This is a genomic window from Enterococcus casseliflavus, assembly GCF_029215545.1.
Lineage (GTDB): Bacteria > Bacillota > Bacilli > Lactobacillales > Enterococcaceae > Enterococcus_D > Enterococcus_D casseliflavus.
Genome location: NZ_CP119393.1, coordinates 2,480,040 through 2,505,742, shown reverse-complemented (window position 1 = coordinate 2,505,742; position 25,703 = coordinate 2,480,040). Strand labels below are relative to the sequence as shown.

Annotated in this window: 20 protein-coding genes; 17 read left to right on the top strand and 3 right to left on the bottom strand. The window is 45.1% G+C overall.

Annotation, left to right across the window (positions count from 1 at the left end; genetic code table 11):
• Nucleotides 1-29: 29 nt before the first annotated feature.
• Together P0G38_RS12060 and P0G38_RS12055 are read right to left on the bottom strand one after the other, a co-directional pair.
• Nucleotides 30-2,180: a GH92 family glycosyl hydrolase gene (locus P0G38_RS12060; RefSeq protein WP_074535010.1), complete on the bottom strand. Its 2,151-nt coding sequence runs from the start codon at nucleotides 2,178-2,180 to the stop codon at nucleotides 30-32.
• A gap of 5 nt (nucleotides 2,181-2,185) precedes the next feature.
• On the bottom strand, nucleotides 2,186-3,238 hold the full coding sequence (locus tag P0G38_RS12055) for a GntR family transcriptional regulator (RefSeq protein WP_074535011.1): 1,053 nt from the start codon (nucleotides 3,236-3,238) through the stop codon (nucleotides 2,186-2,188).
• Between the two features lie 155 nt (nucleotides 3,239-3,393).
• Here P0G38_RS12055 and P0G38_RS12050 point away from each other — a divergent pair, with 155 nt between their 5' ends.
• The 17 genes from P0G38_RS12050 to P0G38_RS11970 all read left to right on the top strand — a co-directional run bounded on the left by P0G38_RS12050 (nucleotide 3,394) and on the right by P0G38_RS11970 (nucleotide 24,393).
• A complete protein-coding gene (locus tag P0G38_RS12050; RefSeq protein ID WP_074535012.1) occupies nucleotides 3,394-4,683 on the top strand; it encodes a glycoside hydrolase family 125 protein in 1,290 nt (429 codons plus the stop codon).
• Nucleotides 4,684-4,756: 73 nt separating this feature from the next.
• Entirely contained in the window at nucleotides 4,757-7,435 is a 2,679-nt protein-coding gene (locus tag P0G38_RS12045) for an alpha-mannosidase (RefSeq protein WP_074535013.1), read from the top strand.
• Between the two features lie 3 nt (nucleotides 7,436-7,438).
• Nucleotides 7,439-8,314 (top strand): ROK family protein, encoded by an 876-nt coding sequence (locus P0G38_RS12040; RefSeq protein ID WP_081091708.1) that lies wholly within the window; start codon nucleotides 7,439-7,441, stop codon nucleotides 8,312-8,314.
• Complete coding sequence (locus P0G38_RS12035) at nucleotides 8,307-9,698, top strand: glycoside hydrolase family 1 protein (protein ID WP_074535015.1); 1,392 nt, start codon at nucleotides 8,307-8,309, stop codon at nucleotides 9,696-9,698. Before P0G38_RS12040 ends, P0G38_RS12035 begins: the two co-directional genes overlap by 8 nt.
• A 240-nt stretch (nucleotides 9,699-9,938) precedes the next feature.
• The gene (locus tag P0G38_RS12030) at nucleotides 9,939-10,820 is read left to right on the top strand and encodes an ABC transporter permease (RefSeq protein WP_086294872.1); all 882 of its coding nucleotides are present in this window, start codon (nucleotides 9,939-9,941) and stop codon (nucleotides 10,818-10,820) included.
• A 13-nt stretch (nucleotides 10,821-10,833) separates the two neighbouring features.
• Complete coding sequence (locus P0G38_RS12025) at nucleotides 10,834-11,754, top strand: carbohydrate ABC transporter permease (protein ID WP_005225516.1); 921 nt, start codon at nucleotides 10,834-10,836, stop codon at nucleotides 11,752-11,754.
• Nucleotides 11,755-11,781: 27 nt separating this feature from the next.
• On the top strand, nucleotides 11,782-13,251 hold the full coding sequence (locus tag P0G38_RS12020; RefSeq protein ID WP_005225517.1) for an ABC transporter substrate-binding protein: 1,470 nt from the start codon (nucleotides 11,782-11,784) through the stop codon (nucleotides 13,249-13,251).
• A gap of 279 nt (nucleotides 13,252-13,530) precedes the next feature.
• On the top strand, nucleotides 13,531-14,151 hold the full coding sequence (locus P0G38_RS12015; protein WP_074535016.1) for a DUF624 domain-containing protein: 621 nt from the start codon (nucleotides 13,531-13,533) through the stop codon (nucleotides 14,149-14,151).
• Complete coding sequence (locus P0G38_RS12010; RefSeq protein ID WP_074535017.1) at nucleotides 14,144-15,892, top strand: sensor histidine kinase; 1,749 nt, start codon at nucleotides 14,144-14,146, stop codon at nucleotides 15,890-15,892. Before P0G38_RS12015 ends, P0G38_RS12010 begins: the two co-directional genes overlap by 8 nt.
• Nucleotides 15,885-17,369 carry a response regulator transcription factor gene (locus P0G38_RS12005; RefSeq protein WP_005225520.1) on the top strand — a complete coding sequence of 495 codons (1,485 nt, stop codon included), beginning with the start codon at nucleotides 15,885-15,887 and terminating at the stop codon, nucleotides 17,367-17,369. Before P0G38_RS12010 ends, P0G38_RS12005 begins: the two co-directional genes overlap by 8 nt.
• A 107-nt stretch (nucleotides 17,370-17,476) precedes the next feature.
• Nucleotides 17,477-18,076 (top strand): YczE/YyaS/YitT family protein, encoded by a 600-nt coding sequence (locus tag P0G38_RS12000; RefSeq protein ID WP_005225521.1) that lies wholly within the window; start codon nucleotides 17,477-17,479, stop codon nucleotides 18,074-18,076.
• Between the two features lie 188 nt (nucleotides 18,077-18,264).
• Nucleotides 18,265-19,485: an MFS transporter gene (locus P0G38_RS11995; RefSeq protein ID WP_074535018.1), complete on the top strand. Its 1,221-nt coding sequence runs from the start codon at nucleotides 18,265-18,267 to the stop codon at nucleotides 19,483-19,485.
• A 123-nt stretch (nucleotides 19,486-19,608) separates the two neighbouring features.
• The gene (locus tag P0G38_RS11990; RefSeq protein WP_010747783.1) at nucleotides 19,609-20,940 is read left to right on the top strand and encodes an APC family permease; all 1,332 of its coding nucleotides are present in this window, start codon (nucleotides 19,609-19,611) and stop codon (nucleotides 20,938-20,940) included.
• The gene (locus P0G38_RS11985; protein ID WP_074535019.1) at nucleotides 20,937-21,896 is read left to right on the top strand and encodes a D-2-hydroxyacid dehydrogenase; all 960 of its coding nucleotides are present in this window, start codon (nucleotides 20,937-20,939) and stop codon (nucleotides 21,894-21,896) included. The genes P0G38_RS11990 and P0G38_RS11985 overlap by 4 nt, the downstream gene beginning before the upstream one ends.
• A gap of 168 nt (nucleotides 21,897-22,064) precedes the next feature.
• A complete protein-coding gene (locus tag P0G38_RS11980) occupies nucleotides 22,065-23,096 on the top strand; it encodes a YibE/F family protein (RefSeq protein ID WP_074535020.1) in 1,032 nt (343 codons plus the stop codon).
• Nucleotides 23,093-23,854 carry a YibE/F family protein gene (locus P0G38_RS11975; protein WP_074535021.1) on the top strand — a complete coding sequence of 254 codons (762 nt, stop codon included), beginning with the start codon at nucleotides 23,093-23,095 and terminating at the stop codon, nucleotides 23,852-23,854. Before P0G38_RS11980 ends, P0G38_RS11975 begins: the two co-directional genes overlap by 4 nt.
• A 17-nt stretch (nucleotides 23,855-23,871) precedes the next feature.
• Nucleotides 23,872-24,393: a GNAT family N-acetyltransferase gene (locus P0G38_RS11970; RefSeq protein WP_074535022.1), complete on the top strand. Its 522-nt coding sequence runs from the start codon at nucleotides 23,872-23,874 to the stop codon at nucleotides 24,391-24,393.
• A gap of 82 nt (nucleotides 24,394-24,475) precedes the next feature.
• Here P0G38_RS11970 and P0G38_RS11965 read toward each other — a convergent pair whose 3' ends face one another.
• A complete protein-coding gene (locus P0G38_RS11965; protein ID WP_016621569.1) occupies nucleotides 24,476-25,474 on the bottom strand; it encodes a LacI family DNA-binding transcriptional regulator in 999 nt (332 codons plus the stop codon).
• Between the last annotated feature and the right edge of the window lie 229 nt (nucleotides 25,475-25,703).

Below are 25,703 nucleotides of genomic sequence, written 5' to 3'. Positions count from 1 at the left end.
CTGCCTGTTGCTAAGGAGCGGTTTTTTCGTTATGCATGTGGTTGACTGACGCTATAAGGATAGGCATCGGCTGACCACTCTTTGCTGCGAGGGACGATACCTAGCTGGAAGTTCAATGTACCACCGGCAGTCAATTCTTGGTGGGTGAAAAACAATCGCTCGAAGGGGTCTTCGTTCAATGTGATTTTATCCACGAAGAGCTGTTGCGGCGCATTGGGCGTGCTCTTGATCACTAAGTCTTTGCCTGAAGCAAGATGTAGTGTTGCTTGATCAAATAATGGCATGCCGATGACATATTCCCCCGTCCCTGGTGTGACTGGATAAAAGCCCAAGGAGTTGAAGATGTACCAACCAGCCATGCTACCGTTGTCTTCATCGCCAGGAAAGCCTTTGGGCGAGTCATTGAAGCATTGTGTCAATAGCTGCTTAATCAAGGGCTGTGCCATTTCTGGTTTGCCCAAATAGCTGAATAGATACGGATAGTGGAAGCTTGGTTGATTGGAGATCGCCAGCTGACCAAAATCGAGTGCGGCCATCTCGCTCATTTCATGGATCTCAAAGCCGTAGCCTTCTGTTGTATAGCGAGGTTCTTGATTGCACAAGTCGATCAGTTTTGCTTCAAAAGCCGCTTTGCCGCCGTGTTCGGCGATCAAACCAGCGAAATCATGGTAAACAGCAAAACTGCTTTGCCACGCACTGCCTTCTGCATAATCCAAGCCCCAGCGTGTGTCACTGAATTCTGGACGAAAGGCACCATCGGGATCTTTTGCCCGCATAAAGCCAGTTTCCTGATCGAAAATGTTGCGGTAGTTTTGCGATTGCTGCTGATAATAGTCTGCTTGCTCGTCACCCAGCTGTTGCGCGACTTGTGAAATACAAAAATCACTGTAACAATAATCAAGGGTGTGATTGACCGATTCATGATGCGTCAATGGCACATACCCGTAAGTCAAATAGTCCGTCGTGCCGCGCCGACCATAATTGGGATTTTCACTTTGGACGGTGGCGCCTTTTTTCATCGCTGCTAAAAATTCGGGCATCAAATCGGGACGAATGCCTTTTACTGCGGCATCAGCGATCACGGCATCGATCAGCGTCCCTGGCATCAATCCACGCTCATCTGGCGATAGCCATTTTGGTAAAAAGCCGCTTTCACGATAACTGTTCAAAAAGCCTTCCAGCATGTCTTCCAATTGTTCGACAGCCAAGAGTGAAAAGAGCGGGTAGACAGTTTTATACGTATCCCAAAAGCCGTTGTTTGTATACAGTGGTCCTGGTTTGATCGCTTTTGCCAAGGTATCCCAATGCATTTTGCGGCCCTCTTGATCGATTTCGAAGAAGGTTTGAGGAAACAAGAATAAGCGATAAAAATTATGATAAAAAGTAGAAACTTGTGTTTGATCGTGATGCTCAATCTCGATTTTTTGCAAAAAATGATTCCATTGCTGTTGGACAGAAGCCAGATAATCGGCAGGAGCCCATTGCTGTTCCCGTTGCAAGTTCAAACAAGCTTGTTCGCGGCTGAGAAACGAGGTCGCAAAACGGATCGTCTGTGTTTGGCAATCATCAAAGCGGAGAACGACGAAGGCTTCTTTGCCTGTCAAGGCACCTTCGATCGCCATGATGGGTGTTTCAAAACGATAGACGAAATGGAAGGTGAAGCGTTCATCTTCGCACCCTGAAAATACGATCAGTTGACCAGCCACTGTCTGTTCATCCAACTGCTCTAAGACATAGTCACCCGGCAGTGACAAGCCAAGACCCGGCTGATCCCCGCAGTTTTCAATAGTCAGCACACCGCCATACATGCTGGGGATCAAAGTCGTTGTTGTTAAATACCGCTGCGTCTTGATTTTAAGAAAGGCTGGATTAAAGGTGCTTTCTTCGGGACGATACGAGCTTTGCGCATGGAAAAGGGTATTTTCAGAAAGCGTGCCGTTTATCGGCAGCATCGTCAGATGGCTGAAATCTCCCATCCATGGGCTAGGCTGATGGGTGATGCGAAAGCCCTGAAAGGTTCGATCTTCTGGATGAAACCACCAACTGCCGCGTTGATCGCTGGTTTGCGGGGCAAAGTAGTTCATGCCAAAAGGAACCCCTGTATAAGGCAGGCAGTTGCCGTGGGAAAAACTATATTGGTTGTCTGTTCCGTGTCGTGTGTCGATCATTGATACGTTCACTTGGTTCACTCCTTTAATTGGGTTGATTCTCTTTTGATCAAAGAAACCGCCACTAGATGGGTGGTCGTCTCCGTTGGTACTGGGGTTGCTGCCTTCGCAGCGTTGATTTTCTCAATCACTTGGTTTCCTGCCAAGCGCCCCATCTCGGCAAAATTCTGCCCGATAGTCGTTAGTGCTGGATCAACGAGGCCAGCGGCTTGGATATTATCGAAACCAACCAGGGAAATGTTGGCAGGGACGTGCAAATCTGCTTGGCGCAAAGCACGCATCAATTCGATGGCGATCAAGTCATTTTCACAGACGGCTGCCGTGACCTGATGTTCTTCCAAGTAGGCAAGCGCATTTGCGATGCTGGCAGCCGTGTCGTCGAGCTTGGTGCGAAAGGTTCTTTGGGCTTTTTTCAGCGCATCGATGTAACCTAGATAACGCTGACGGACGGATTGCGGATGATGGGTATCACCAAAAATATAAGCGATCCGTTGATGCCCCAACGCAAGTAAATGCTCCGTGGCTAGCTGTCCACCTTGAAAGTTATCTGGCATCACCGCTGGAAAATCAAACTCATGCAGCTTTTTATCTAAGGTCACGATAGGAAAGTGCTTTTCAGCACATTCGAACAGCAAGTCATAGTAAGAAAACGTATTGCTGGCGTAATAGATCAGGCCGTCGAATTCTTGCATCAGCTCAGCTGCCGTCGTTTTTTCCAAATAATCCACTGGTGTCATCAAAAGTTCAAAGCCGTGTTCTTGCATCACGGGGTAAATGCCTTCGGTAAAGTTTCCTAAAGAGAGATCATTGGCAAAGGGCAAGACAAACAAAATTCGTCCAGTCGCTTTTTTTTCCTTCAATTCTCGGACAAAGCTACCGCTGCCTTGCACGCGATAGATCAGCTGATTTTGTTCCAGTTCCGTCAAGGCTCTTTTAGAGGTGATCCGACTGACTTGGTATTGTTCAGATAGTTCTTTTTCAGTAGGGACACGACTGCCCGGCGCTAATCGCCCTTCAACGATGGCTTCGTGAAGCTCCGCGTAAATTTTTTTATATAATGGTTGTTTCATAAGAAAACCCCTTTTGATATATCATATTTGTTAGCATACCATAAACCAATAAAAATGAAAACCCTTTAATTATTTTGAAAAAGCTCTAGACATTCAATTAATTCATGATATACTAGGTTCGTAAATTGATATATCAAATCAGGGAAGGTGATGGAATGGTTTATAAAGAAATACCAACTTCAGTAGCAACATTTATGGAAACGATTACGGATCTATGCGGAGAAACGCATGCCGATTGGGCGAAAAATTTTAACGCAGCTTTCGCCAATACACTATTAACGACGGTCAAGCGTCATGAGGATGGCACGACCTTTTTACTGACGGGGGATATTCCAGCGATGTGGCTGCGAGATTCCACTGCACAAGTTCGTCCGTATTTGGTGATCGCCAAAGAAGATGAAGACTTAGCAAGCATGATCAGCGGGTTAGTCAAGAAGCAATTCTACTATATTACGATCGATCCTTACGCAAATGCCTTTAACGAATCAGCCAATGGCGCTGGCCACCAAACAGACGATACAGAAATGAACGATTGGATCTGGGAACGCAAATATGAGATCGACTCTTTGTGTTATCCGATCCAACTGGCCTATCTGCTATATAAAAACACAGGCAGAACCGATCAGTTCAATGATGATTTTGTAACAGGCATCAAAAAAGCCTTAGAGGTGTTTGTGACAGAACAAAACCATGAGGAATCTCCATATCGCTTTGAACGGGATACCTGGCGAAAAGAAGATACCTTGACTCATGACGGCAAAGGCGCACCAGTGAAACCCGTCGGCTTGACTTGGTCAGGCTTTCGACCAAGTGATGATGCCTGCAAATACGGCTATTTGATTCCCTCCAATATGTTTGCGGTGGTGGTCTTAGGCTATATCCAAGAAATCTTTACGACAGTTTTAGAAGACACAGCGGTCGTGGCACAAGCGAAAAAACTACAAGCAGACATCGAAGCAGGGATTAAAGCATATGGGTTGACCACGAACCAAGCTGGCGAAGAAGTCTACGCCTATGAAGTGGATGGATTCGGCAATGGCACCCTGATGGATGACAGCAATGTGCCGAATTTGATCGCCGCCCCTTACTTGGGGTATGGTAGCATGGAAGATCCCCTTTATCTTCAAACCCGTAAAACGTTGTTGAGCAGTGAAAATCCGTATTTCTATGAAGGCAAATACGCCAAAGGCATTGGTAGCTCTCATACGCCAGAAAATTATGTGTGGCCGATCGCCATGGCAATGGAAGGCATGACCACCACTGACAAAGAAGAAAAGAAACGAATTTTGGATCAGTTAGTGGCGACAGATGCGGGTACAAATTTGATGCATGAAGGGTTCGATGTCGATGATCCTTCGCAATACACGAGAGAATGGTTCTCGTGGGCGAATATGATGTTTTGTGAATTGGTCATGGATTATTTCGATATCCGAGTGGAAAAATAAGCAGCACGACCCACCACCATTCGAGTGACACAAAAAGCAGTCCAACGACGCAAACAGCGAGGAGTAAAAATCAATGAAGAAACAAGTTTATATCATCTCACACAGCCACTGGGATCGGGAATGGTACATGCCTTACGAACAGCATCACATGCGGCTAGTTGAATTGATGGATGATCTTTTAGAGTTAATTGAAAATGACCCTGAGTTCCACAGCTTCCATCTAGATGGGCAGACGATCATCTTGGATGACTATTTAGAAGTGCGACCTGAAAAACGCGAAGCGGTCAAAGCGGCCATCAAACAAGGAAAATTACAGATCGGTCCGTTTTATATTTTGCAAGATGACTTTTTGATCAGTGCTGAATCAAACACCCGTAATATGCTGATTGGAATGGCAGAAAGCAAAAAGTGGGGCACCCCTGTTATGTTGGGGTATTTCCCAGATACTTTCGGCAATATGGGGCAAACCCCGCAAATGATGCTGCAAGCCAATCTTGAAAGTGCTGCATTTGGACGTGGCGTCAAACCGATCGGCTTTGACAACGAAGTTTTACCCGATGATCAATTTACTTCCCAATATTCTGAAATGCATTGGGAAGGTCCAGATGGCAGTCAAATCTTTGGTCTACTCTTTGCCAACTGGTACTCCAATGGCAATGAGATTCCAGTGGATAAAGCAGAAGCCAAAGCTTTTTGGACACAAAAACTGCAAGATGTAGAAAAATTTGGTGCCACCAATCATTACTTAATGATGAATGGGGTCGATCATCAACCTGTCCAAAAAGACATTTCGGCAGCGATTCGTACAGCCAACGAGCTTTTCCCAGAGTATGAATTCAAACACGCCAGCTTTACCGAATACCTTGAAGCGGTGCAAGCAGATCTGCCAGATGACCTAGGAACTGTCACAGGTGAATTGACCAGTCAAGAAACCGATGGTTGGTATACTCTAGCCAATACCGCCTCTTCCCGAGTCTATCTGAAACAATGGAATACAAAGGTTTCCCGCCAATTAGAAAATGTCGCTGAACCATTAGCAACTATGGCTTATGAAGCAAGCGGCAGCTATCCTCACGATATGTTGGATCATGCGTGGAAAACCCTGATGCAAAATCATCCTCACGACAGTATCTGCGGCTGTTCAGTGGACGAGGTACACCGAGAAATGATGCCGCGGTTTGAAAAAGCCAATGAAATTGGTAAGTTCGTGGCAGATGAAGCGTTACGCAATTTAGTAGCCGCCATCGACACGAGCCAGTTTCCTGAGGAGAGTCGTCCCTTTGTGGTCTTCAACACCACTGGCAGCACCCGTTCTGGTTTAGTGGAAGTCGTGATCGAACTTGAGCGTAAAACATTCCGTGAAGGATTGCCAAGCAAGCTTTACCACGAATTATTGGCGAAGCCAAAAGGTTCTTATTCGGTGATCGATGAACAGGGGAACCCTGTTGCTGCGATCATCAGTGAAGAAGAGGTCCTTTTTGACTATGAATTGCCTAAAGATGCCTTTCGGATTCCTTTCATGAAACGCTTTGTCACGGTTCAAGTAGAAGCAAACCAGTTGCCAGAATTTTCATGGCAGACCTTTGCCCTAGTGGAAAAAGCCGCTACGCCAGTAGAGAGCGCACCGATCGTTTCAGAAGGAGGGCGTAAACTTGCCAACGCACATTTGGAAGCCGTCATTACTGAAAACGGCAGCTTGGCGATTACAGACAAAGCAACCCAAAAAACGTATCGCAATTTACTGGTTTTCGAGGATGTGGGGGATATCGCCAATGAGTACATCTTCAAACAACCAGAAGGGGATCAAGCAATCTTATCGACGCAATTTCCGCATCACGTGACGATCGAACAAAACGATCCATTGGTTGGAATCGTGCGACTGACGCAAGAATTGCAGATTCCCGTTTCAGCAGACGACCGTTTGTTAGAAGAACAAAAAGCTGTTGTCGATTTCCGTTTCCGTAAGGCACAGCGGAGTCAAGAATTGGTTGCTTTCAAGATCGAGACGGAGATTCGCTTAGAACGAACCAGCAACCACCTGGCATTTAAAACCACCGTCAACAACCAAAGCAAAGATCACCGACTGCGGGTGTTATTCCCAACAGGGATCATCACGGATTTCCATGAAGCGGACAGCATTTATGAAGTCGTAAAACGGCCGAATCAGGTTTCCAGTCATTGGGAAAACCCAACAAATCCGCAGCATCAGCACGCCTTTGTCAACTTGCATGATGAAACTAGCGGCATGACGGTTTCTAATTTTGGTTTGAACGAATATGAAATCGTGAAGGATCAGATCTGCTTGACCTTGTTGCGCTGTACGGGAGAGCTAGGCGATTGGGGCTACTTCCCAACACCAGAAGCGCAATGCTTAGGCAGCCACACCTTTGAATACGGCGTAGCCTGTCATGGGGCTCCTGAAGAACGTTATGAAACGTATCGCCAAGCACAAGCTGCCCAAGTTCCTTGGACGGCAAGTCAGACCGACAAGCATCAAGGCAAGCTAGCTAGCAGCAACCAATACATGGAAGCTCATGGATCGACGGTAGCTATCACCGCCTTAAAACGCAATCGCCAAGACCAGCAGATCGTTTTGCGGGGCTATAATTTGGCGAATCAAGCCACTGCCTTTCACGTGCAAAAAGAGCAGGCGACGCTCTGTCTGTTGAACCTTTTAGAGGAAGAACAAGCATCGACCGTCAATGAGCAATTACACCCATATGAAATTCGTACCATTGGAGTAAAGGAGTGAGTAATGATGGTTTATGGAGGAATTGAAGCCGGCGGCACCAAAATGATTTGTGCCGTTGCCGATGACCAGTTGACGATTATCGCCCAAGAGTCGATCCCAACGACAACACCAGAGGAAACGTTAGCGGCGATCTTTGCCTTTTTCGATCCCTACGATCTCGTGTCATTAGGGGTCGGTTCCTTTGGTCCGATCGGGATCGATCCAACCCAAGCGACCTATGGCCACATATTAGCGACGCCGAAACAGGGCTGGCAGCAGTTCGATTTTCTCGGTGCATTGAAGAAGCGCTACCCAGAGACAGCATTTGCTTGGACAACAGATGTCAATGCTGCCGCTTATGGGGAATTACGCCAAGGAGCGGCGCAAGGCAAAGACAGCTGTGTCTATTTGACAGTAGGAACCGGCATTGGCGCAGGAGTCGTTCGTGAAGGAAAGATTTTCGAGGGGATCGGTCATCCAGAAATCGGTCATACCTATGTCAAACGCCACAGTGAAGATACGTATGCTGGCACCTGCCCGTATCACGGCGACTGTCTGGAAGGATTAGCCGCAGGGCCTTCTTTAGAAGGACGTACGGGGATCAAAGGACAAGACTTGCCGCAAGCGCACGAGATTTGGGGGTTGCAGGCCTTTTATCTAGGGCAAGCGCTGGTCAATATCACGTTGACCTTAGCACCTGAGAAAATCATTTTAGGCGGCGGGGTCATGAATCAGCCGCATCTACTCGCTCAAATCCAACAAGCCTTCCAAAAACAAATGGCAGGCTATATGGAGACACCACCAGTGGAAGACTACATCGTCACTTGGGGCTTGCCGAACAAAAGCGGGATTATCGGCTGTCTCTTGTTAGGCAAAGAGCAGGTGACTGCCCATGACTAACTTGCATTTTCCTAAAGATTTTTGGTGGGGAGCCGCCGCCAGCGGTCCGCAAACTGAAGGACGAACGGCCGATGATGGCAAAGGCGATTCGATTTGGGACTATTGGTACGCAACGGAGCCAGAACGTTTTTATCAAAAACGGGGACCAAAAGATACCGTCCAGCTGCTGCAGCGTTACCCAGAAGATGTGGCGTTGATGAAAGAGATCGGCTTTAATTCTTTTCGAACCTCGATCCAGTGGAGTCGCTTGCTGCCAGAAGGAAGAGGGGCGGTCAATCAACAAGCGGTGACGTTTTATCGCGAGTACTTCGCCACTTTGATCGATCATGGCATCGAGCCCTTCATCAATTTGTATCATTTTGATATGCCGATGGCACTGCAAAAAGAAGGCGGCTGGCTCAATCGCGAGACAGTCACAGCATTTGCAGATTATGCCGCTTTGTGTTTTGAATTGTTCGGTGATCAAGTCCGTCATTGGTTCACGCAAAATGAACCGATCGTGCCAGTGGAGATGGGGTATTTGTATCAACAGCATTACCCAGCAGAAATCAACATGGCACATGCGGTGCAAGTCGGCTACCATGAAGCACTCGCCAGCGCCTTAGCGATCCAACGCTTCCGTCAATCTCAGCAATCAGGCGAAATCGGCATCATCTTGAATTTGACACCGACTTATCCGAAAGATCCGAACGATGAAAAAGATGTCCAAGCGGCGCAACTGGCAGATGCCTTTTTTAACCGATCCTTCTTAGATCCAGCGGTCAAAGGCACCTTTCCTGTAGAATTGATCGCTGTCTTAAACGAGTTGGCGATCATGCCAGAAACCAGGGCAGAAGATTTGCAGATCATTAAAGAAAACACGGTCGATCTCTTGGGGGTCAACTATTATCAGCCACGGCGGGTGCAGCAAAAGCGTTCTGCCAAAACAGCGGACACACCAATGCCAGAAGATTACTTCGATGTGTATGATTGGCCAGAAAAGAAAATCAATCCCCATCGAGGCTGGGAGATCTATGAACGAGGCATCTATGATACCTTGATCAACCTACGAGACAACTACGGCAATATCCCCTGTTATATTTCAGAAAACGGCATGGGGGTCGAAGATGAAACACGCTTTATCGATGCCAGCGGTCAGATCCAAGATGAGTACCGCATCACCTTTATCAAAGATCATTTGCGGTATGTTCACCAAGCGATCCAAGAAGGCAGCCAGTGCCGCGGGTATCACATGTGGACCTGCATGGACAATTGGTCTTGGCTGAATGAATTCAAAAATCGTTACGGGTTTATTGCTGTCGATTTGGCTACCCAAAAACGGACCATCAAAAAGTCTGGTGAGTGGTTCCACGAAGTGATTCAGCAAAACGGCTTTGTCGACTGATCATTCATAAAAAACAAATCAATGAAGCGTCCTATCTTGCAAAAGGTAGGACGTTTTTCAGGTTTTTAGAGAATAAAAACAAAATATAAACAAAGACCTTTAATTTGTTTCATTTTATCTTTAGTTTGTTCCTTATTTTTTAGGGATGAAAGCGTTATTCTAGTAGCATGAAGGAGATGATGAGATGTGAAGAAAAAGGGGTTTTGGAGGAATGTCTGGCAATACAAAGCATTGATATTGATGGCTTTGCCAGGTGTTGTCTGGTTTATCTTTTTTTTCTATATACCTGTATTCGCAAATGTGGTGGCGTTCAAAGATTTCCACATTTCACCAGACGGCTTTTTTGCCAGTTTGAAACAAAGCCCATGGGTCGGCTTTGATAACTTTAAATTTTTATTTGCATCTAATGATGCTTGGCTGATCACTAGAAATACCCTACTCTACAATATCGTATTTTTAGCATTCAACCTATTCTTTGCGATTGCCTTTGCCATTATTATGAGTGAGCTGCGCAATAAGCGCTTGGTAAAAGTGTATCACACGATGTCCCTGTTGCCGTACTTCCTTTCTTGGGTGGTTATTTCGTACTTTGTCTATGCCTTTTTGAGTCCAGACAAAGGGATCATTAACCAATGGATCACGGGTATGGGCGGTGAAGGAATCAACTGGTATGCTGATCCGAAATGGTGGCCGTTTATTTTCGTCTTTATGAATGTCTGGAAGAGCTTAGGCTACAACAGCATCATCTATTATGCGTCAGTGGTCGGGATCGATCAGACGTATTACGAAGCTGCGATGGTCGATGGCGCCAGCAAATGGCAGCAGATCAAAAATGTGACGTTGCCACAACTGATTCCAATGATTTCCGTCTTGTTGATTTTGAACATCGGTGGGATCTTCCGTGCCGACTTCGGACTTTTCTATCAAGTCCCACGAAACTCTGGGGCATTGTACCAAGTCACCTCCGTTTTAGATACGTACATTTATAATGGACTGACTGCCACAGGCGACTTCGGGATGACCGCAGCTGCCGGCCTTTATCAATCAGTGGTTGGGGCATTATTATTACTAACAGCGAATTTGGTTGTTCGTAAACTAGAACCAGATTCAGCATTATTCTAAGGAGGATGGATAAATGAAGAAAAAAGTAACGAAAGTCGAGATCCGCTCCTTTAACCCAACGGTCAACCTGATTTTTAATATCGTGATCGGTCTGTTCGCGATTTCCTGTGTCTTGCCGTTTCTCTTTGTGATCGCGATCTCATTGACCAGTGAAACCTCTTTGGCAGAAAACGGCTATCGCTTTTGGCCACAAGAATTTTCCTTCGCAGCATATACCTACCTGTTTAGCGGACAAATGAGCAGCAAAATTTTCCAAGCATTTGGCGTATCTATTTTTATCACTGTTTTTGGTACCTTCGTCAATGCAACGATGACTTCGCTATATGCCTATGTCATCTCTCGCTCAAATTTTCCATTCCGTCGGTTCTTTACGATCTTCGCTTTGATCACCATGTTGTTTGCGCCAGGGATGGTTGCCAATTACTTAGTGATGGTCAACTTGATCCAATTGAAAGACACGATTTGGGCATTGATTTTACCCCTTGCCTTAGGGCCTTTTAATATCCTTGTTATGCGGACCTTCTTTAAAAAGACGGTACCAGATAGTATTATAGAATCTGCACGCATCGACGGTGCCAGCGAAATGAAGATTTTTCTGTCCATCGTGTTGCCGTTAGCCGTTCCAGGGATCGCAACGATCAGTCTATTTGCCGCTCTTGGCTATTGGAACGACTGGTTCAATGCATTGTTGTATATTCAAAAAGACTCTTTAGTGCCGTTACAAGCACTTTTGATGCGGATTCAAAGCAACTTGGACTATCTAGCCAAAAGCTCCGGCATGGCTGCCCAGATCCAAGGCGGTTTGGCCGCTTTGCCAAGCGAAACTGCTCGCATGGCAATCGTTGTTGTTGCAACTTTACCGATTGCGATCACCTATCCATTCTTCCAACGGTATTTTGTCGGTGGTCTGACAATTGGTGGCGTCAAAGAATAATCAAATAAGTATAGGGAGGAAACAAAAATGAATTTGTGGAAAAAAACAGCTTTTGCTGGGATGGCCGCAGCGGCAACTTTGGGAATGGCTGCCTGTGGGTCGAACGGCGCAACATCTGATTCAGAAAACAATGCAGACGGCGTAACGACTTTATTGATGTATCAAGTCGGGGACAAGCCAGAAAACTTTGATCAATTGATGGAGATCGCCAATAAACGCATTGAAGAAAAAACCAACGCTCGCATCGATCTGCAGTACATCGGCTGGGGAGACTGGGATCAAAAAATGAGCACCATCATTTCATCGGGTGAAAACTACGATATTTCCTTTGCCTCAAATTACGTTGCGAATGCGCAAAAAGGCGCGTATGCAGATTTGACGGAGTTAGCACCAAAATATGCCAAAGAAGCGTATGATCAATTAGACGAATCTTATATCAAAGGCAATACGATCGACGGAAAATTATATGCCTTTCCAGTCAACGGCAATATTTATGCCCAACAAGTCTTGACCTTCAATAAAGAGTATTTAGATAAATATGATTTGGATATTAGCGGGATCGAATCTTATGCAGATGCCGAAGACGTGTTGAAGAAGTTTAAAGAAGAAGAACCAAACATCGCACCGTTTGCGATCGGACAAACCTTTAATGTTTCTGGAAACTATGATTATGTGATCGGGAAAGATTACCCATTTGCTGTTAAATTGGACGGCGATACAACGAAGATCATCAATCAATACGAAGATGATGAACAAATGGAAAACTTGAAATTGATGCACAAATGGTACAACGAAGGCTTGATCCCAACTGATGCAGCCACTAATACGACTGGTTACCCATTAGAAGGCAACACATGGTTCATGCGTGAAGAAACCCAAGGACCAATGGATTACGGCGATACGATCTTAAGCAATGCCGCAGGTCATGAATTGGTTTCACGTCCAATCACGAAACAATTAAAATCAACCGGACAAGCGCAAATGGCAAACTTTGTCGTAGCGAATGTTTCGAAAAACAAAGAAAAAGCAGTAGAAGTGTTGGGCTTGTTGAACAGCGATCCTGAATTGTTGAATGGATTAGTTTGGGGTGTCGAAGGCGAAGCATGGGAAAAAATCGAGGGCGAAGACAACAAAATCCGTCTCCTTGATGGCTACTTGCCAAATACCCGGATGGCTGCTTGGAACACTGGGAACAACATGATCCTTTATACACAAGAATCCATCACAGACGATATGATCAAAGAGCGTGATGAAAATATTGCTAACGCTGAAGCATCACCAATCTTAGGGTTCAACTTCAAGACTGATAATGTGAAAACAGAAATCACGAATATCGCCAATGTCATGAACCGTTACAAAGCAAGTTTAGCAACGGGAACGATCGATCCAGAAGAAAATGTTCCGAAACTAAACGAAGAATTAAAAACCGCTGGCTGGGAGAAGGTCCGCGATGAAATGCAAAAACAATTTGATGAGTATCGTGCAAGCCAAGAATAAGCAACAGGCGCCGCTCACCAATCAATAGATCAAGTAAGCCGGAGGCTAAACGCATCAGGACCAATGGTTCCCACGTCTAGCTTCTGGCTGCTTTTTCTTTAAAGTAAATAGCGAAATTTTTTGATGGAAAAATAACGTTACTTTTGTTTTTTAACCTTCAAGCAGCAAGCATGGAGCATCTAAAACGTACATAGCATTAAAAGATTCTCAGGTAGCTTGAGTAGGAAGCTAAAATCATGCTACATTTTCGATAGGGAACAAATAAGGGAGGAATTTTAAATGGAAGAAACAGCAAATAGTGGGTTGGTCAAGGGCTTTCGCTTGATTTGGGCGATCGTGAAGTTGAATTTGTTTTTCGTTGTATTGACATTGGCAGGTGGCGGAATCTTAGGGATCGGTCCAGCGTTTCATACCATTAGTACCTTGATCCACGAAGACGGTTTAAATTATGAGCATCAAAGCTTTCGCAGCGCATGGCGCATTTGGCGCAGCGTCTTTGTCAAAGCCAATAAACAGTTTTATCTTTTCTTCCTATTGACAGGTTTCTTAGTGTATAACTTGTATTTAGCTACCCAGATCCAAGGCTTGATTTGGCTGATGATCTCTTTTGTTTTAGTTGTCGTCAGCGGATTGAGTATCTTATTGTACTTACTAAGTGTGGTTTTTGACACATCCTATGAGATTTCCTTGTGGAATAACCTGAAATTGTCCTTCGTGTGTCTGTTTCTTCATATGGCGACCTTTCTAAAATTGTTAGTGGGGATTGCCAGTATTTTCGCTTTTACTTGGATGATGAAAGGGCTCTTGCTCTTTGGAACCTTCAGTCTATTGATTTTGTGGTGCCACGTGGCGATCAGTCAGGAAAAAACCGTCATTGATCGGGACTTGGCACATGACTAAGCAGCGCTTTCGTTTGTTTAAACATGACTTTTTGATCAATCAGTTGATGCAGTTGTATAGCGTCCTTTTGGTGATCATCTCGATTATTATCATGCTGGTTCTGACGGCATATACTGGGGCAGACCGCTTCAATAGCAGCGAACGCCTCGTGGAAGCTACCAGTATGCAGCTGGATGCATACGTGCAGGATCAAAACGCGGTCGTTTCAACGGTATTAGGCGAATTTACTAGTTCGGATACTGCTTTTGAATCGCTGCGCAATTATTTACAGCTTTCATTGCCAGACTATTTTTCCTATAGTAATGATATTTTTCGCCAGACGGGACAAAGTGTGTATTTGCCAAACATCCTCTATCGCTTGATCCGTAATCATCCTAGTATCGAAGAGATCATTATTCAACTAGATGAAAGCAATGAGACACTAGTGGCAACCCCAGATACCCCTTATGGAGAAAAACGCAGCGGCAAGCAGATCGATTTGAAAAATCGTCTGTTTTTTGTTCGTTCGATCGCCCAACCAAGTAATTATGCGCAACCGTTAGGGCAAGTCTACGTGATTTTTCACTCAGACGATGTCTTAGCCAATCGACAAGAAGACAACCAAGCGCATGGTATTAACAGTTTTTTGTATACCTCCAATGGTCAGCGGCTATACAAGGATGCCGCGAACCTTAGCAAGCAGACCTTAGCGAAAATTGATCAGGCGGTGGCTCATGGAACGATTCACGACACTCTGTCGAAAGACTTTTATATCAAAAAACAAACGACCGTCAGCGGAGAGTTGTCACTGATCTTGTTGTCAAAAGGCGTGATCTGGCGGGATATTTTTTCCAGCGCCATTTGGATTTTTAGCTTTGGGATTGGGATTCTCTTATTGGTCCTATGGGTGCTCCATCGGACCTTCAAGCGCTATACCTCGCAAGTACAGCAGATCGTCTATGCGACGAAAGAAGTCAGTCAAGGAAATTTTGATAAGCGGATCGATACCGCCAATGTCCAACAAGAGCTGAAAGAAATCGCAGAAGCCATCAATCAAATGACTTACAGTATCAACGAGTATATCAAAGACATCTACACGTTAGAGATCAAGCAGCGAGACGCCGATATGCGGGCGCTGCAAGCACAGATCAATCCGCATTTTCTGTATAACACGTTAGAATACATTCGAATGTATGCCTTGAGTCGCAACCAAGAAGAGCTGGCGGATGTCGTCTATGCCTTTTCGGCACTGCTACGGAACAATACGACGCAAGAAAAGACGAAGACCTTAAAAGAAGAAATCGATTTTTGTGAAAAATATGTCTACTTGTTTCAGATGCGCTACCCAGATAAGATCGCCTATCATGTAACCATCGATTCGGCATTAGAACAGTTGGAATTGCCGAAGTTCACGCTGCAGCCGCTTGTCGAAAACTATTTTGTTCACGGCATCGATTATCAGCGCAATGATAATGCCATCAGTATCAAGGCTTATAAAGAAGTCGATCAGATCGTGATTGAGGTCAAAGACAACGGCAAAGGCGCAGATGCACAGCAGTTGGCGATGATCCAAGAAGAACTGCAAAATCAGGAGATCGGAGCCCAAACCTCGATCGGGATCAAAAATGTTCACGAACGGTTGCGGGGCATGTTCAACAGCGCCTATCAAATGGACGTTACGTCTCAGGCAGGTGCTGGGTTTACGGTCAAGATCCGCTTAGATGAGAAACGTTTGCAAAGGGGGCATGAGACAGATGTATAAAGCAATGTTCGTTGATGATGAATACATGATCTTGCAGGGGCTGCAAATGATCTTGCCTTGGCAAGAACTGGGCTTTGAAGTGGTGCATACAGCGAAAAGTGCTAGTGAAGCCCTCGAGTACTTGCAAGAGCATTCCGTTGATTTGCTGATCACGGATATTCGGATGCCAGAAATGAATGGCATCGATATGATCCGCCAAGCACAAGCGTTTGGGAATCGATTTTTCTCGATCATTCTATCAGGCTATCAGGAGTTTGCCTTTGTCAAACAAGGCATGGCGTTAGGTGTGCGTAATTATCTCGTCAAACCTGTTAACAAAGAAGAACTACGCAGCAGTGTACAAGCAATTGCAGCTGAGTTAGAGGAGCAGCAAAAACTGTTGGCAGAAAAAGAACTGTATCAAGAATCAAGCCTGCTGCTTTGGTTGAATGATGAATTGAACGAAAGCGAGTACCTCCATTTGCTGGCGCAACAGCGGGTGCCACTAGCAGCACCCTTTACCGTTTTGCAGTTCAATGGGACTGCTGAGATCTTACAAAAAATCACGACGTTTTTTCAGCAACACGATCAGCCATTGATCTTACCAGGGCGATTAGATGAAAACCAAGTGATCATTACTGCTGCTGGACCAAGGCAGCAAATCAACGCTGATCTAAAAGCACTGGCACAGCAGCTCAATAGTACTGACTGGCAGTTGATTATGAGCGAGACCATCAACGAGTGGGAGAATTTGTATAAAGCCTATGAAAAAATCAAGCAGGTTCAGTCACTGCAAGCCTTCTACCCAGATCTGTTCTTACAAGAACAGACGATCCACGTGGATATTTTAGAGCGAAACGAAGAACTCCCGTTTCTGTCTTTTAACAAAGCACTGACCATTGGGGATGTCAAAACGATCCAACATGAGCTGGATAAAATGTTCGCTATTTTGGAACAAACCCAAGCAGACCCTGAGCATGTTCGCTATGTTTCGTTCTTGTTGTTCAACGATATTTATCGGCAGCTACCAGTACTTTCCCATGAAAACCATGAACAGATTTTGGCACGGATTCGGGAGTCTAATACACTGGCAGATTTGCGGCAGCTCTTTGATGATGTGCTGGAGCTGGCGAAATCGCAGCCACCGCAAAAACGCTATTCGGAGATCGTTCAAAAGACGATCCAACTGATCGAAGAAGGCTATACCCATGATTTGACGGTCAAATCAGCGGCAGAAGAACTGCATGTCAGCGTCGTTTATTTGGGCCAGCTATTTAAGAAAGAAACGGAAATGAGTTTTAATCAGTACGTCAATCTGGTGCGGATCAAGCAAGCCCAGCAGCTGCTGCTTCATTCGAAAGCCACGATCAGTGAGATAGGCGATCGTATTGGTTACAACAATACCAACTATTTTTCCAAAATGTTTAAGAAATTGAATGGTCTGACCCCCAAAGAGTTTCGCGATACCTATGAACAGCATTATGAATCCCTTGATTGAATTTAGATTTCTTCAAAAAAAATCTGGTTTTTGTGATTAAATGATAGTAATTGTGACGCTTTCACGGTAAACTAAGAGAGGAAAAATAAAGAAGAGAGCGTGATGTTGTGAAAGAAACCAAAAAATTTGCACAAGTTTTGATAGGTACCGGGCTGATTGCGTTGGCCATTTCCTTATTGATCACCGCCCATCAAGGTTATGATACGATCAGTACGTTTTTACTAGGAATTTTGAATTTCGTCGATGTCCCTTTTTGGATTGCCAGTTTGTGTTTTAATATTATTGTTTTGTTGATCGTTGCAGTCTTTGATCGTGCCGAATTAGGCATTGGCAGTTTTATCAATGGGATTGGCTTAGGCCTGTTGATTGGGATCTTTGAACCAGTGATGGACAAAGTATCGATTCATTTGCCTTTTTATCCTTGGATCGCTATTTTCGCAGCACCGATCTTATTTGGGATCGGCGCTGGTATCTACGTTTCTTCCAACAAGGGATCAGCGGCGTTAGAAGCCTTGACTGCCTTGATCTACAAACGAAGCAAATTGACGCAAAAAACGATCCGTATCGGCTTGGATGCAGCCATGGTCTTGATCGGTTTTGCGCTAGGCGCCAGTGTTGGGTTAGGTACTCTCTTGTGTATCGTCTTTATTGGCCCAATCTTTGAAGCGACCATGAAAACCATCGCTGCTCGGAAGAAAAACGCCTAGCCTTGAGAATAAGTCGGAAAAAGCTGTCTGTGAGGACAGCTTTTTTGCTGCTTCCATTTAAGGGAATTATCTGAAGGAAGAAAAATCCTGATTTCCTTAAGATTCTCTGGGTAAAAAAAGTGTTTTCTCCATGGTTACTGTCTTATTGGACTTGGTATACTGATAAGACGAGTAAAGGAGAAGTGAAAATGAAAAGTTATCGTTCGACGATTGCGGCTTGCTTTGTAGGGTACATCGTTCAAGCTGTCATCAATAATTTTGCCCCCTTATTATTTTTGACCTTTCAAAGCCAATACCAGCTACCGATCAGCCAGATTACTTTGCTGGTTAGTTTTAACTTTTTGACCCAGTTAGCCGTCGATTTTGCAGCAATCTTTTTTGTAGACCGCATCGGCTATCGAGTGTCGATCGTAGCCGCGCATTTTTTTGCAGCGATCGGCTTGATTGGTCTAGCCGTTTTTCCCTTATGGTTTTCGACCCCGTTTAGCGGATTGTTAGCAGCGGTTTTGTTGTATGCCATTGGCGGTGGCTTGCTGGAAGTCTTAGTCAGTCCCATCGTTGAAGCCTGTCCAACGGAACATAAGGAAAAAACGATGAGCATGCTGCACTCGTTTTATTGCTGGGGGTACGTGGGGGTCGTTTTGTTCTCAACGGCGTTCTTCATGGTGTTCGGTATTCAACAGTGGCCGATTTTGGCGATCATCTGGGCACTGATCCCGTTGGTCAATTTGTTTTTCTTTACCAAAGTCCCGTTGGCGCCAATCGTTGCCGAAGGAGAACGAGGGTTGACCACTCGGCAGCTCTTTTCCTTGAAAAGCTTTTGGCTGTTTCTGGTGATGATGGTCTGTGCTGGAGCCAGCGAACAAGCAGTCAGCCAATGGGCATCGACCTTTGCCGAACAGGGCTTAGGCGTTAGTAAGACGCTAGGCGATTTAGCAGGGCCAATGGTTTTTGCCTTGATGATGGGGATCTCCCGCTTGCTTTACGGCAAGTTTGGGGAACGCATCGATTTGAAACGCTTTATGTTTTTGAGTGTTTTGCTTTGCCTACTGGCGTATATGATGATCGGCTTTGCTTCATTGCCATTGATCGGGTTCCTTGGCTGCGGCTTAAGCGGTTTTGCCGTAGGGATCATGTGGCCAGGGGTCTTTAGTCTTTCTGCGCAATACATTCGCAACGGCGGAACGGCGCTATTTGCTTATTTGGCATTAGCAGGAGATTTAGGGTGTTCAATCGGACCCGCTGTCGTCGGCAGTATCGTCGAATGGACGGGACAACAGTTGCAGGTTGGGATTCTAGGGGCGATCGTTTTCCCGATCATCTTGCTGGCAGGAATTTATTTGGTTCAACAAATGCACAAAAAACGACAGCTTCCGTTGCTGGTTTTTCAAGAATCCACAAAAGAATAAAAAAATTTTGGAGCAAATGCCGTCTTTTCATGGTATTTGCTTTTTGTTTTCTGAAATTCCTCTAGTCAAGATAGTTTCTATCCGCTATACTTTGACTTATTCATTTAAAAAGGAAGTGATGTTGTGAAAAGTCAATTGAAAAAAGAAATCAGTTTTTTTGGGGCATTATCGACAGTAATGGGAACGGTGATCGGCGCCGGCGTGTTTTTCAAAGCAGCGGCTGTGGTCCAGCAGACCCAATCCACCGGTTTGACCTTGTTGGTCTGGCTGCTTGCCGGCTTTCTAACGATTTGCGGCGGTTTGACGGTGGCGGAGTTAGCGACGGCGATTCCTGAGACTGGCGGACCCATTCGATATATTGAAAGAATTTATGGGAAATTACCCTCCTTTTTATTAGGCTGGGCACAAAGTATCATTTACTTTCCAGCAAACGTGGCGGCTTTAAGTATTATTTTTGCGACCCAGTGTTTGAACTTATTTCATCTACCCAGCAATTATTTGCTTCCTTTATCGATTTTGACCGGAACGAGTGTGACCTTGATCAATCTTTTGGGAACAAAAGCCGCTGCTCAAGTCCAGTCCGTCACGTTAGCAGTCAAGCTGATTCCGATTGCGGTGATCATCGTGGCGGGCCTGTTGACACCAGGGCAAGTATCGGTCTCATTGGTGGATTTTTCTTCCAATACTCAAGGATCGCTTGCAGCTGGCATCAGTAGTGCCCTCTTAGCAACCCTTTTTGCTTATGACGGCTGGATGGGAGTCGGTAATGTCGCTGGGGAAATGAAGCGACCCGAAAAAGATTTACCAAAAGCCATCATCTTTGGGTTGAGTTTTGTTACCTTGGTGTATGTGTTGATCAATGTTGCCTTTTTAAAAACATTGCCGATCGATCAAATCGCTGGTAATTTGAACAGTGCTTCAGAAACTGCGATGGCCTTGTTTGGCAGCTTTGGCGGAAAACTGGTCACGATCGGTATCCTGATCTCTGTGTATGGCGCATTGAACGGCTATACAATGACTGGCTTGCGGGTCCCATATGCCATGGCGTTGGAAGATGAGATTCCTTTCAGCAAGACCTTTGCCACTTTAAGTAAAACCACCAATGCACCCTATGCGGCGGCTTTTTTACAATTAGGGATCGCGTGTATCATGATGCTTTTAGGCACCTTTGATCTCTTGACCGATATGCTGGTTTTTGTTATGTGGTTCTTTAGTGTATTATTATTTGTAGGAGTTTTTCGTTTGCGAAAAACAGAACCGCAGATGAAGCGTCCGTATAAAGTTCCCTTCTATCCAATCATTCCCTTGATTGCGATCTTAGGTGGCTGTTTTATCTTGATTATGACCTTGATCACTGATACGTGGTTAGCAGTCGTGGGAATTGGCGTGACGCTACTAGGAATTCCCGTTTTTTATGGAAAAGCAAAAGGAAAAGCGAGAGGAGCGAAAGAATGAAGATCGTTGTACTTGATGGCTATGCGTTGAATCCAGGAGATTTGTCTTGGCAAGGGTTTGAAGAATTAGGAGAGGTGACGGTGTATGATCGTACCTCGTATACAGATAAACAAGAAATTATTGAGCGAATCGGCGATGCCGAAGCAATTTTGACAAATAAAACGCCGATCACCGCAGATGTGCTCAAAGCATGTCCGCAATTGACCTACATTGGGGTCTTGGCAACTGGATACAATGTCGTTGATTTGGCAGCAGCGAAGGAACAGGGAATCACCGTGACCAATATTCCTAGCTACAGTACCAATGCAGTGGCACAAGCGACCTTTGCTTTGCTGCTGGAAGTGACGAATCAAGTGGGACACCATAATCGTTCCGTGCATCAGGGCGACTGGCAAATCAGCAAAGATTTTTCTTATTGGCAGACACCATTGATGGAATTGGCAGGCAAAACGATTGGGCTGATTGGATATGGTGCGATTGCTCAAGCCGTTGCCACGATCGCTCATGCGTTTCAGTTGAAGGTGATCTACTTTAATCATCGACCAAAACCAGCACAAGCGGATTGGGCAAAACAAGTTTCGCTGGCGGAATTGTATCAAGAAGCAGATATCATCAGCCTTCATGTTCCGCAGTTTCCTGAGACAGAAAAAATGATCGATCGCACCGCATTGGCACAAATGAAATCTTCTGCGATCCTGATCAATACCGCCCGTGGCGGCTTGATCGATGAAGCGGCAGTTGCTGAAGCGCTGAAAACCGGGCAGATCGCAGCCTTGGCGGCAGATGTCGTCTCGAAAGAACCGATTGCAGCGGACAATCCCTTGTTGCAAGCACCAAATTGCTATTTGACGCCGCATATCGCTTGGGCGCCAGTCGAAACCCGACGTCGTTTGATGGGGATCGCTGTGGCGAACTTAAGCGGCTTTAAAGCAGGTACAGCGCAAAATGTCGTGTAAGCAAAACGAGCAATTAAAAGGACTTTGACAAAGCAGGCGACTAGCAAAGCAGTTAGTATCGCCAACACAGTAACCATTTCGACCAGTCAGCCAGCCTCACAAGGTGATTGGTCGTAGGACTGGTGGTTTGTCTAAGTCTTTTTTTGCTGAAAAAGAAAGGAGACGGTCTTGAAAAAGTATTATTATCTAGCGGCCTTTGTTAGCTTGCTGGTCTTGAGCTGGCTGATCCAAACCCAAAGCAGTCGCTTTTATACACAGCCGATCATAGAAGTACAAACGGTTCAAGTCACCGCCGACCAGCAGCAGATTCAAGGGATCCTTCGCAACGGAGAAGAAGCTGGGGCACTGCGGACAGTCACTACGCAATACACCCCCAACGGTGCGATTCATCCGTTGTATCAGAACGGACAACAGCTGCTTTTGCAAAAAGAAGGGGATGGCTGGCAGGTACAAGCACAAAAACGGGATGGGTATCTCTTTTTCTTCCTTGCCTTATTCCTGATGGCAGTAGTCGCAATTGGTGGCAAAAAGGGCTTACGGGCTTTGCTTAGTATCTTTGTGAATACTGGCTTGCTGCTCCTTTTTCTTTGGTTTCACAAAGGCAACAGCTCCTTTTCATTGGTCTTTTTGATGATCGTTTTTACGATCGTCTCGTTGGTTTTGACGATGGGGATTTCCTATGGCTTTCGTACGATCGACAGCCGCAAAATCATTGCCTCCTTAGCCAGCGTTCTCTTGGCGTTTTTTCTCTGTCGGTTCGCCATGGATCTTTTGCAAGATCATGGGTTGCGCTATGAAGAAATGTCGTTTCTGACCCGTCCGTATCGCAGTGTCTATCTAGGGAGTCTGCTGATTGGCGCGATTGGTGCCAGCATGGACAATATCGTCATGCTGATTGCCAGTTTAGATGAGATCCAACGCATCAATCCCCAGACGAGCCGCAAGGAACGATTAGCGATCGGTCGGTCCATCGCGCAAGATACGACTTCTTCGATGATCAATGTCTTGTTGTTTGCCTATTTAAGTGGGAGTATGCCAGCGCTATTGTTTTACCTAGCCAATGGCTGGCTGCTTTCGCAAGCATTGCCGATGCATCTTTCTTTAGAAATAGTGCGTACAGTATGCGGCGGCTTTGCGTTGGTTTTATCGGTACCGTTGACGCTTCTATGTTTTGAAGTGCATAGGAGGAAAGCAAAATGACTGTTTTGTTTGTGTTGATCTTGCTTTTTCTCTTGCTGACTTTCGCTGTTTTTCGGATCGAAGGGCTGTTTCAAGTCACTGGTCTGTTTATGAATGTGGCTGTCTTTCTAGCGCTTCTGGTCCTGATTGACCGAGGGGCACCGATCATACCAGCGGCTTGTGTTGCCTTTTTAGCCGTGGCGGCGATCACCTTGTTTTTCGTGAATGGCGTCAATCAGAAAACCAAAATTGCCTTTGTCTGTGTGTTGGTCTTTCTAGGGCTTTTTCTACTATTATTTCCGCTTGTGCTCGCTGCAATGAATCTGCATGGGTTTTCGGCAGAGGAACTGGATGAGTTGGCGATGTATTCCTTTGATGTAGCCATCGATTTTAAGACATTGATGACTGCGATCATTTTGATGAGTTTTTCGGGGGCGGTGGCAGATGGGAGTATGGCAATCAGCACTGCGACCTATGAACTTTTTCAAGCAAACCCGCAAGTCTCGATCAAGGCATTAAGTAAAAGTAGTATGACAGTAGTATCAGACGTATTGTCCTCGACGATCAATACCTTATTGTTTGCCTTTATGGGAAGTAATCTGGCCTTGATTGCGTGGTTTCAAGATTTGTCGATCTCCTTTGGTGAAATGATCAATTCGAAGGCGTTCGTCTCAGAATTGGTCGTTTGTTTGATCACGGGTCTGGCAGCGGTGATTATTTTACCCATCACCGCATGGGCAGCAAGTTGGTATTTTTTGAAAAGAAACCGAATGGAATAGGAAGGAGCGCAACCACCATGGAACCACTAATTGAAACTAAGCGATTAGTGCTGCGAGAAATGAGTCATGACGATCGACCAGCGATTGAAAAGATTTTGCAAGATCCAGAAGTTATGATTGCCTATGAAGGACCCTTCAGTGAGCAAGAAGTCACTGGTTGGATCGACAAACAGCTGCAACACTATCAAAACGATCACATTGGCTTGTGGCTAGTGATTGAGAAAGCATCCGGGCAAGCGATCGGTCAATGCGGGTTGACATGGCAAGACGTCAAGGGAGAAGCCGTTTTAGAAATTGGGTACTTGTTTCAAAAGAACTTCTGGCATCATGGGTTCGCCACAGAAGCCGCCCAGGCCTGTAAAGACTATGCGTTTGCAACGCTGAATGCCGCCATTGTTTATTCGATCATTCGTGAGACCAATCAAGCCTCCATAAATGTGGCATTGCGCAATGGAATGAAGCTGGTGGATCGCTTTGTTAAACACTATCGACAAGTGGACATGCCGCATCTTGTGTATGCTGTAGCGAAAGAGATGTGAAAAACGAAAGAATGCTTTTTTCGATTTAGACAATGAAATGCCCCTAGGAAGTTAGCTTTTTCTAACTTTCTAGGGGCGTTTTTTAAGCTTGCGTAAAGCTTTTTCGCTCGATGAGTTCAGCCCCTAAAAGGACTGTTTTGGTGATCGCTCGAGGATGAACGATCTGATCCACCAGCAAATCGATCGCGGTTTTGGCGATTTCCTCCACATCGATGTTAAACGTTGTTAGTGGGGGAGCCACAAATTTTGCGATCTCATTGTCATTGATACTGATTAATTCCAAGCGATCAGGAATGATGATAGATCGTTCATTTAACGCTTGGAGCACACCAACTGCGACGGTGTCAGAAGCCACAAAGAGCGCCTCTGGCAAATTGTCACCAAGGGATTCCACCATTTTTTTCGCCAAACGATAGCCGGTTTCAACGGAAAAATTGCCACCACTAAATAAGAACGCCTCATCGAACGCATCTCGACGAGCCAGCGTTTGACGGAAGATGATCTCGCGACTATCCATTTCTGCACGTTGAGTATCAGGATTTAGATAAGCGCCACCAATAAAGCCGATCTTTCGGTATCCTTTTGTTAAAAACAGATCGATCGCCAGTTGCGTCATTCGATCAGTATCGGGTTTGACCGTATCGAACAGCTCTGGACAGGGGTTGATTTCCAAAAGGACACCATAGGGGCAAACGGATTTGAACTGCTGCGTTTCTTTCTCAGTGAAAGAGCCAATCCCAATAAACCCCGCGACCTCTTGCAATGTTTCTAAAACATCATCTTCATGGGTGATCAGTTGAATTTCCAAATTGTTGATTTTCGCATATTTTTCTAAAGAGATTCGCAATTGTCGAAAATAGACATCTTGAAGCTCTTCTTGTTCTGTCAGCCAGAAAAGGACGGCGATTTTTTCTAGTGTTGTTTTTATTTTTGAGCGATCATAACCTAGTGATAAAGCGGTATGAATAATTTTTTGACGCGTATCGGCTGCGATCGACAACGATTCGTCGCCTTTCAATAATCGGGAAACAGTCGCTTGTGAAAAGCCTGATTGCTCGGCAATTTTTTTTATTGTAACCAATCTTCTTCACCTCTTTCTTCTAGTATACGCTAACAACTTTACTAAGTAAATGAATTTACTAAATATATTTACTGAATAGTGGAAGTTTGTAACATAGAGGTATTTCGAAAAAAATATTTGTGTGATAAACCTTGATTTTATCCGTTTATTTACTCCATTGAAGAAATTAATTTAGTAAAACTATTTACATATTAAGTAAAATAATTTATTATAAACGAGAAGATAGCGT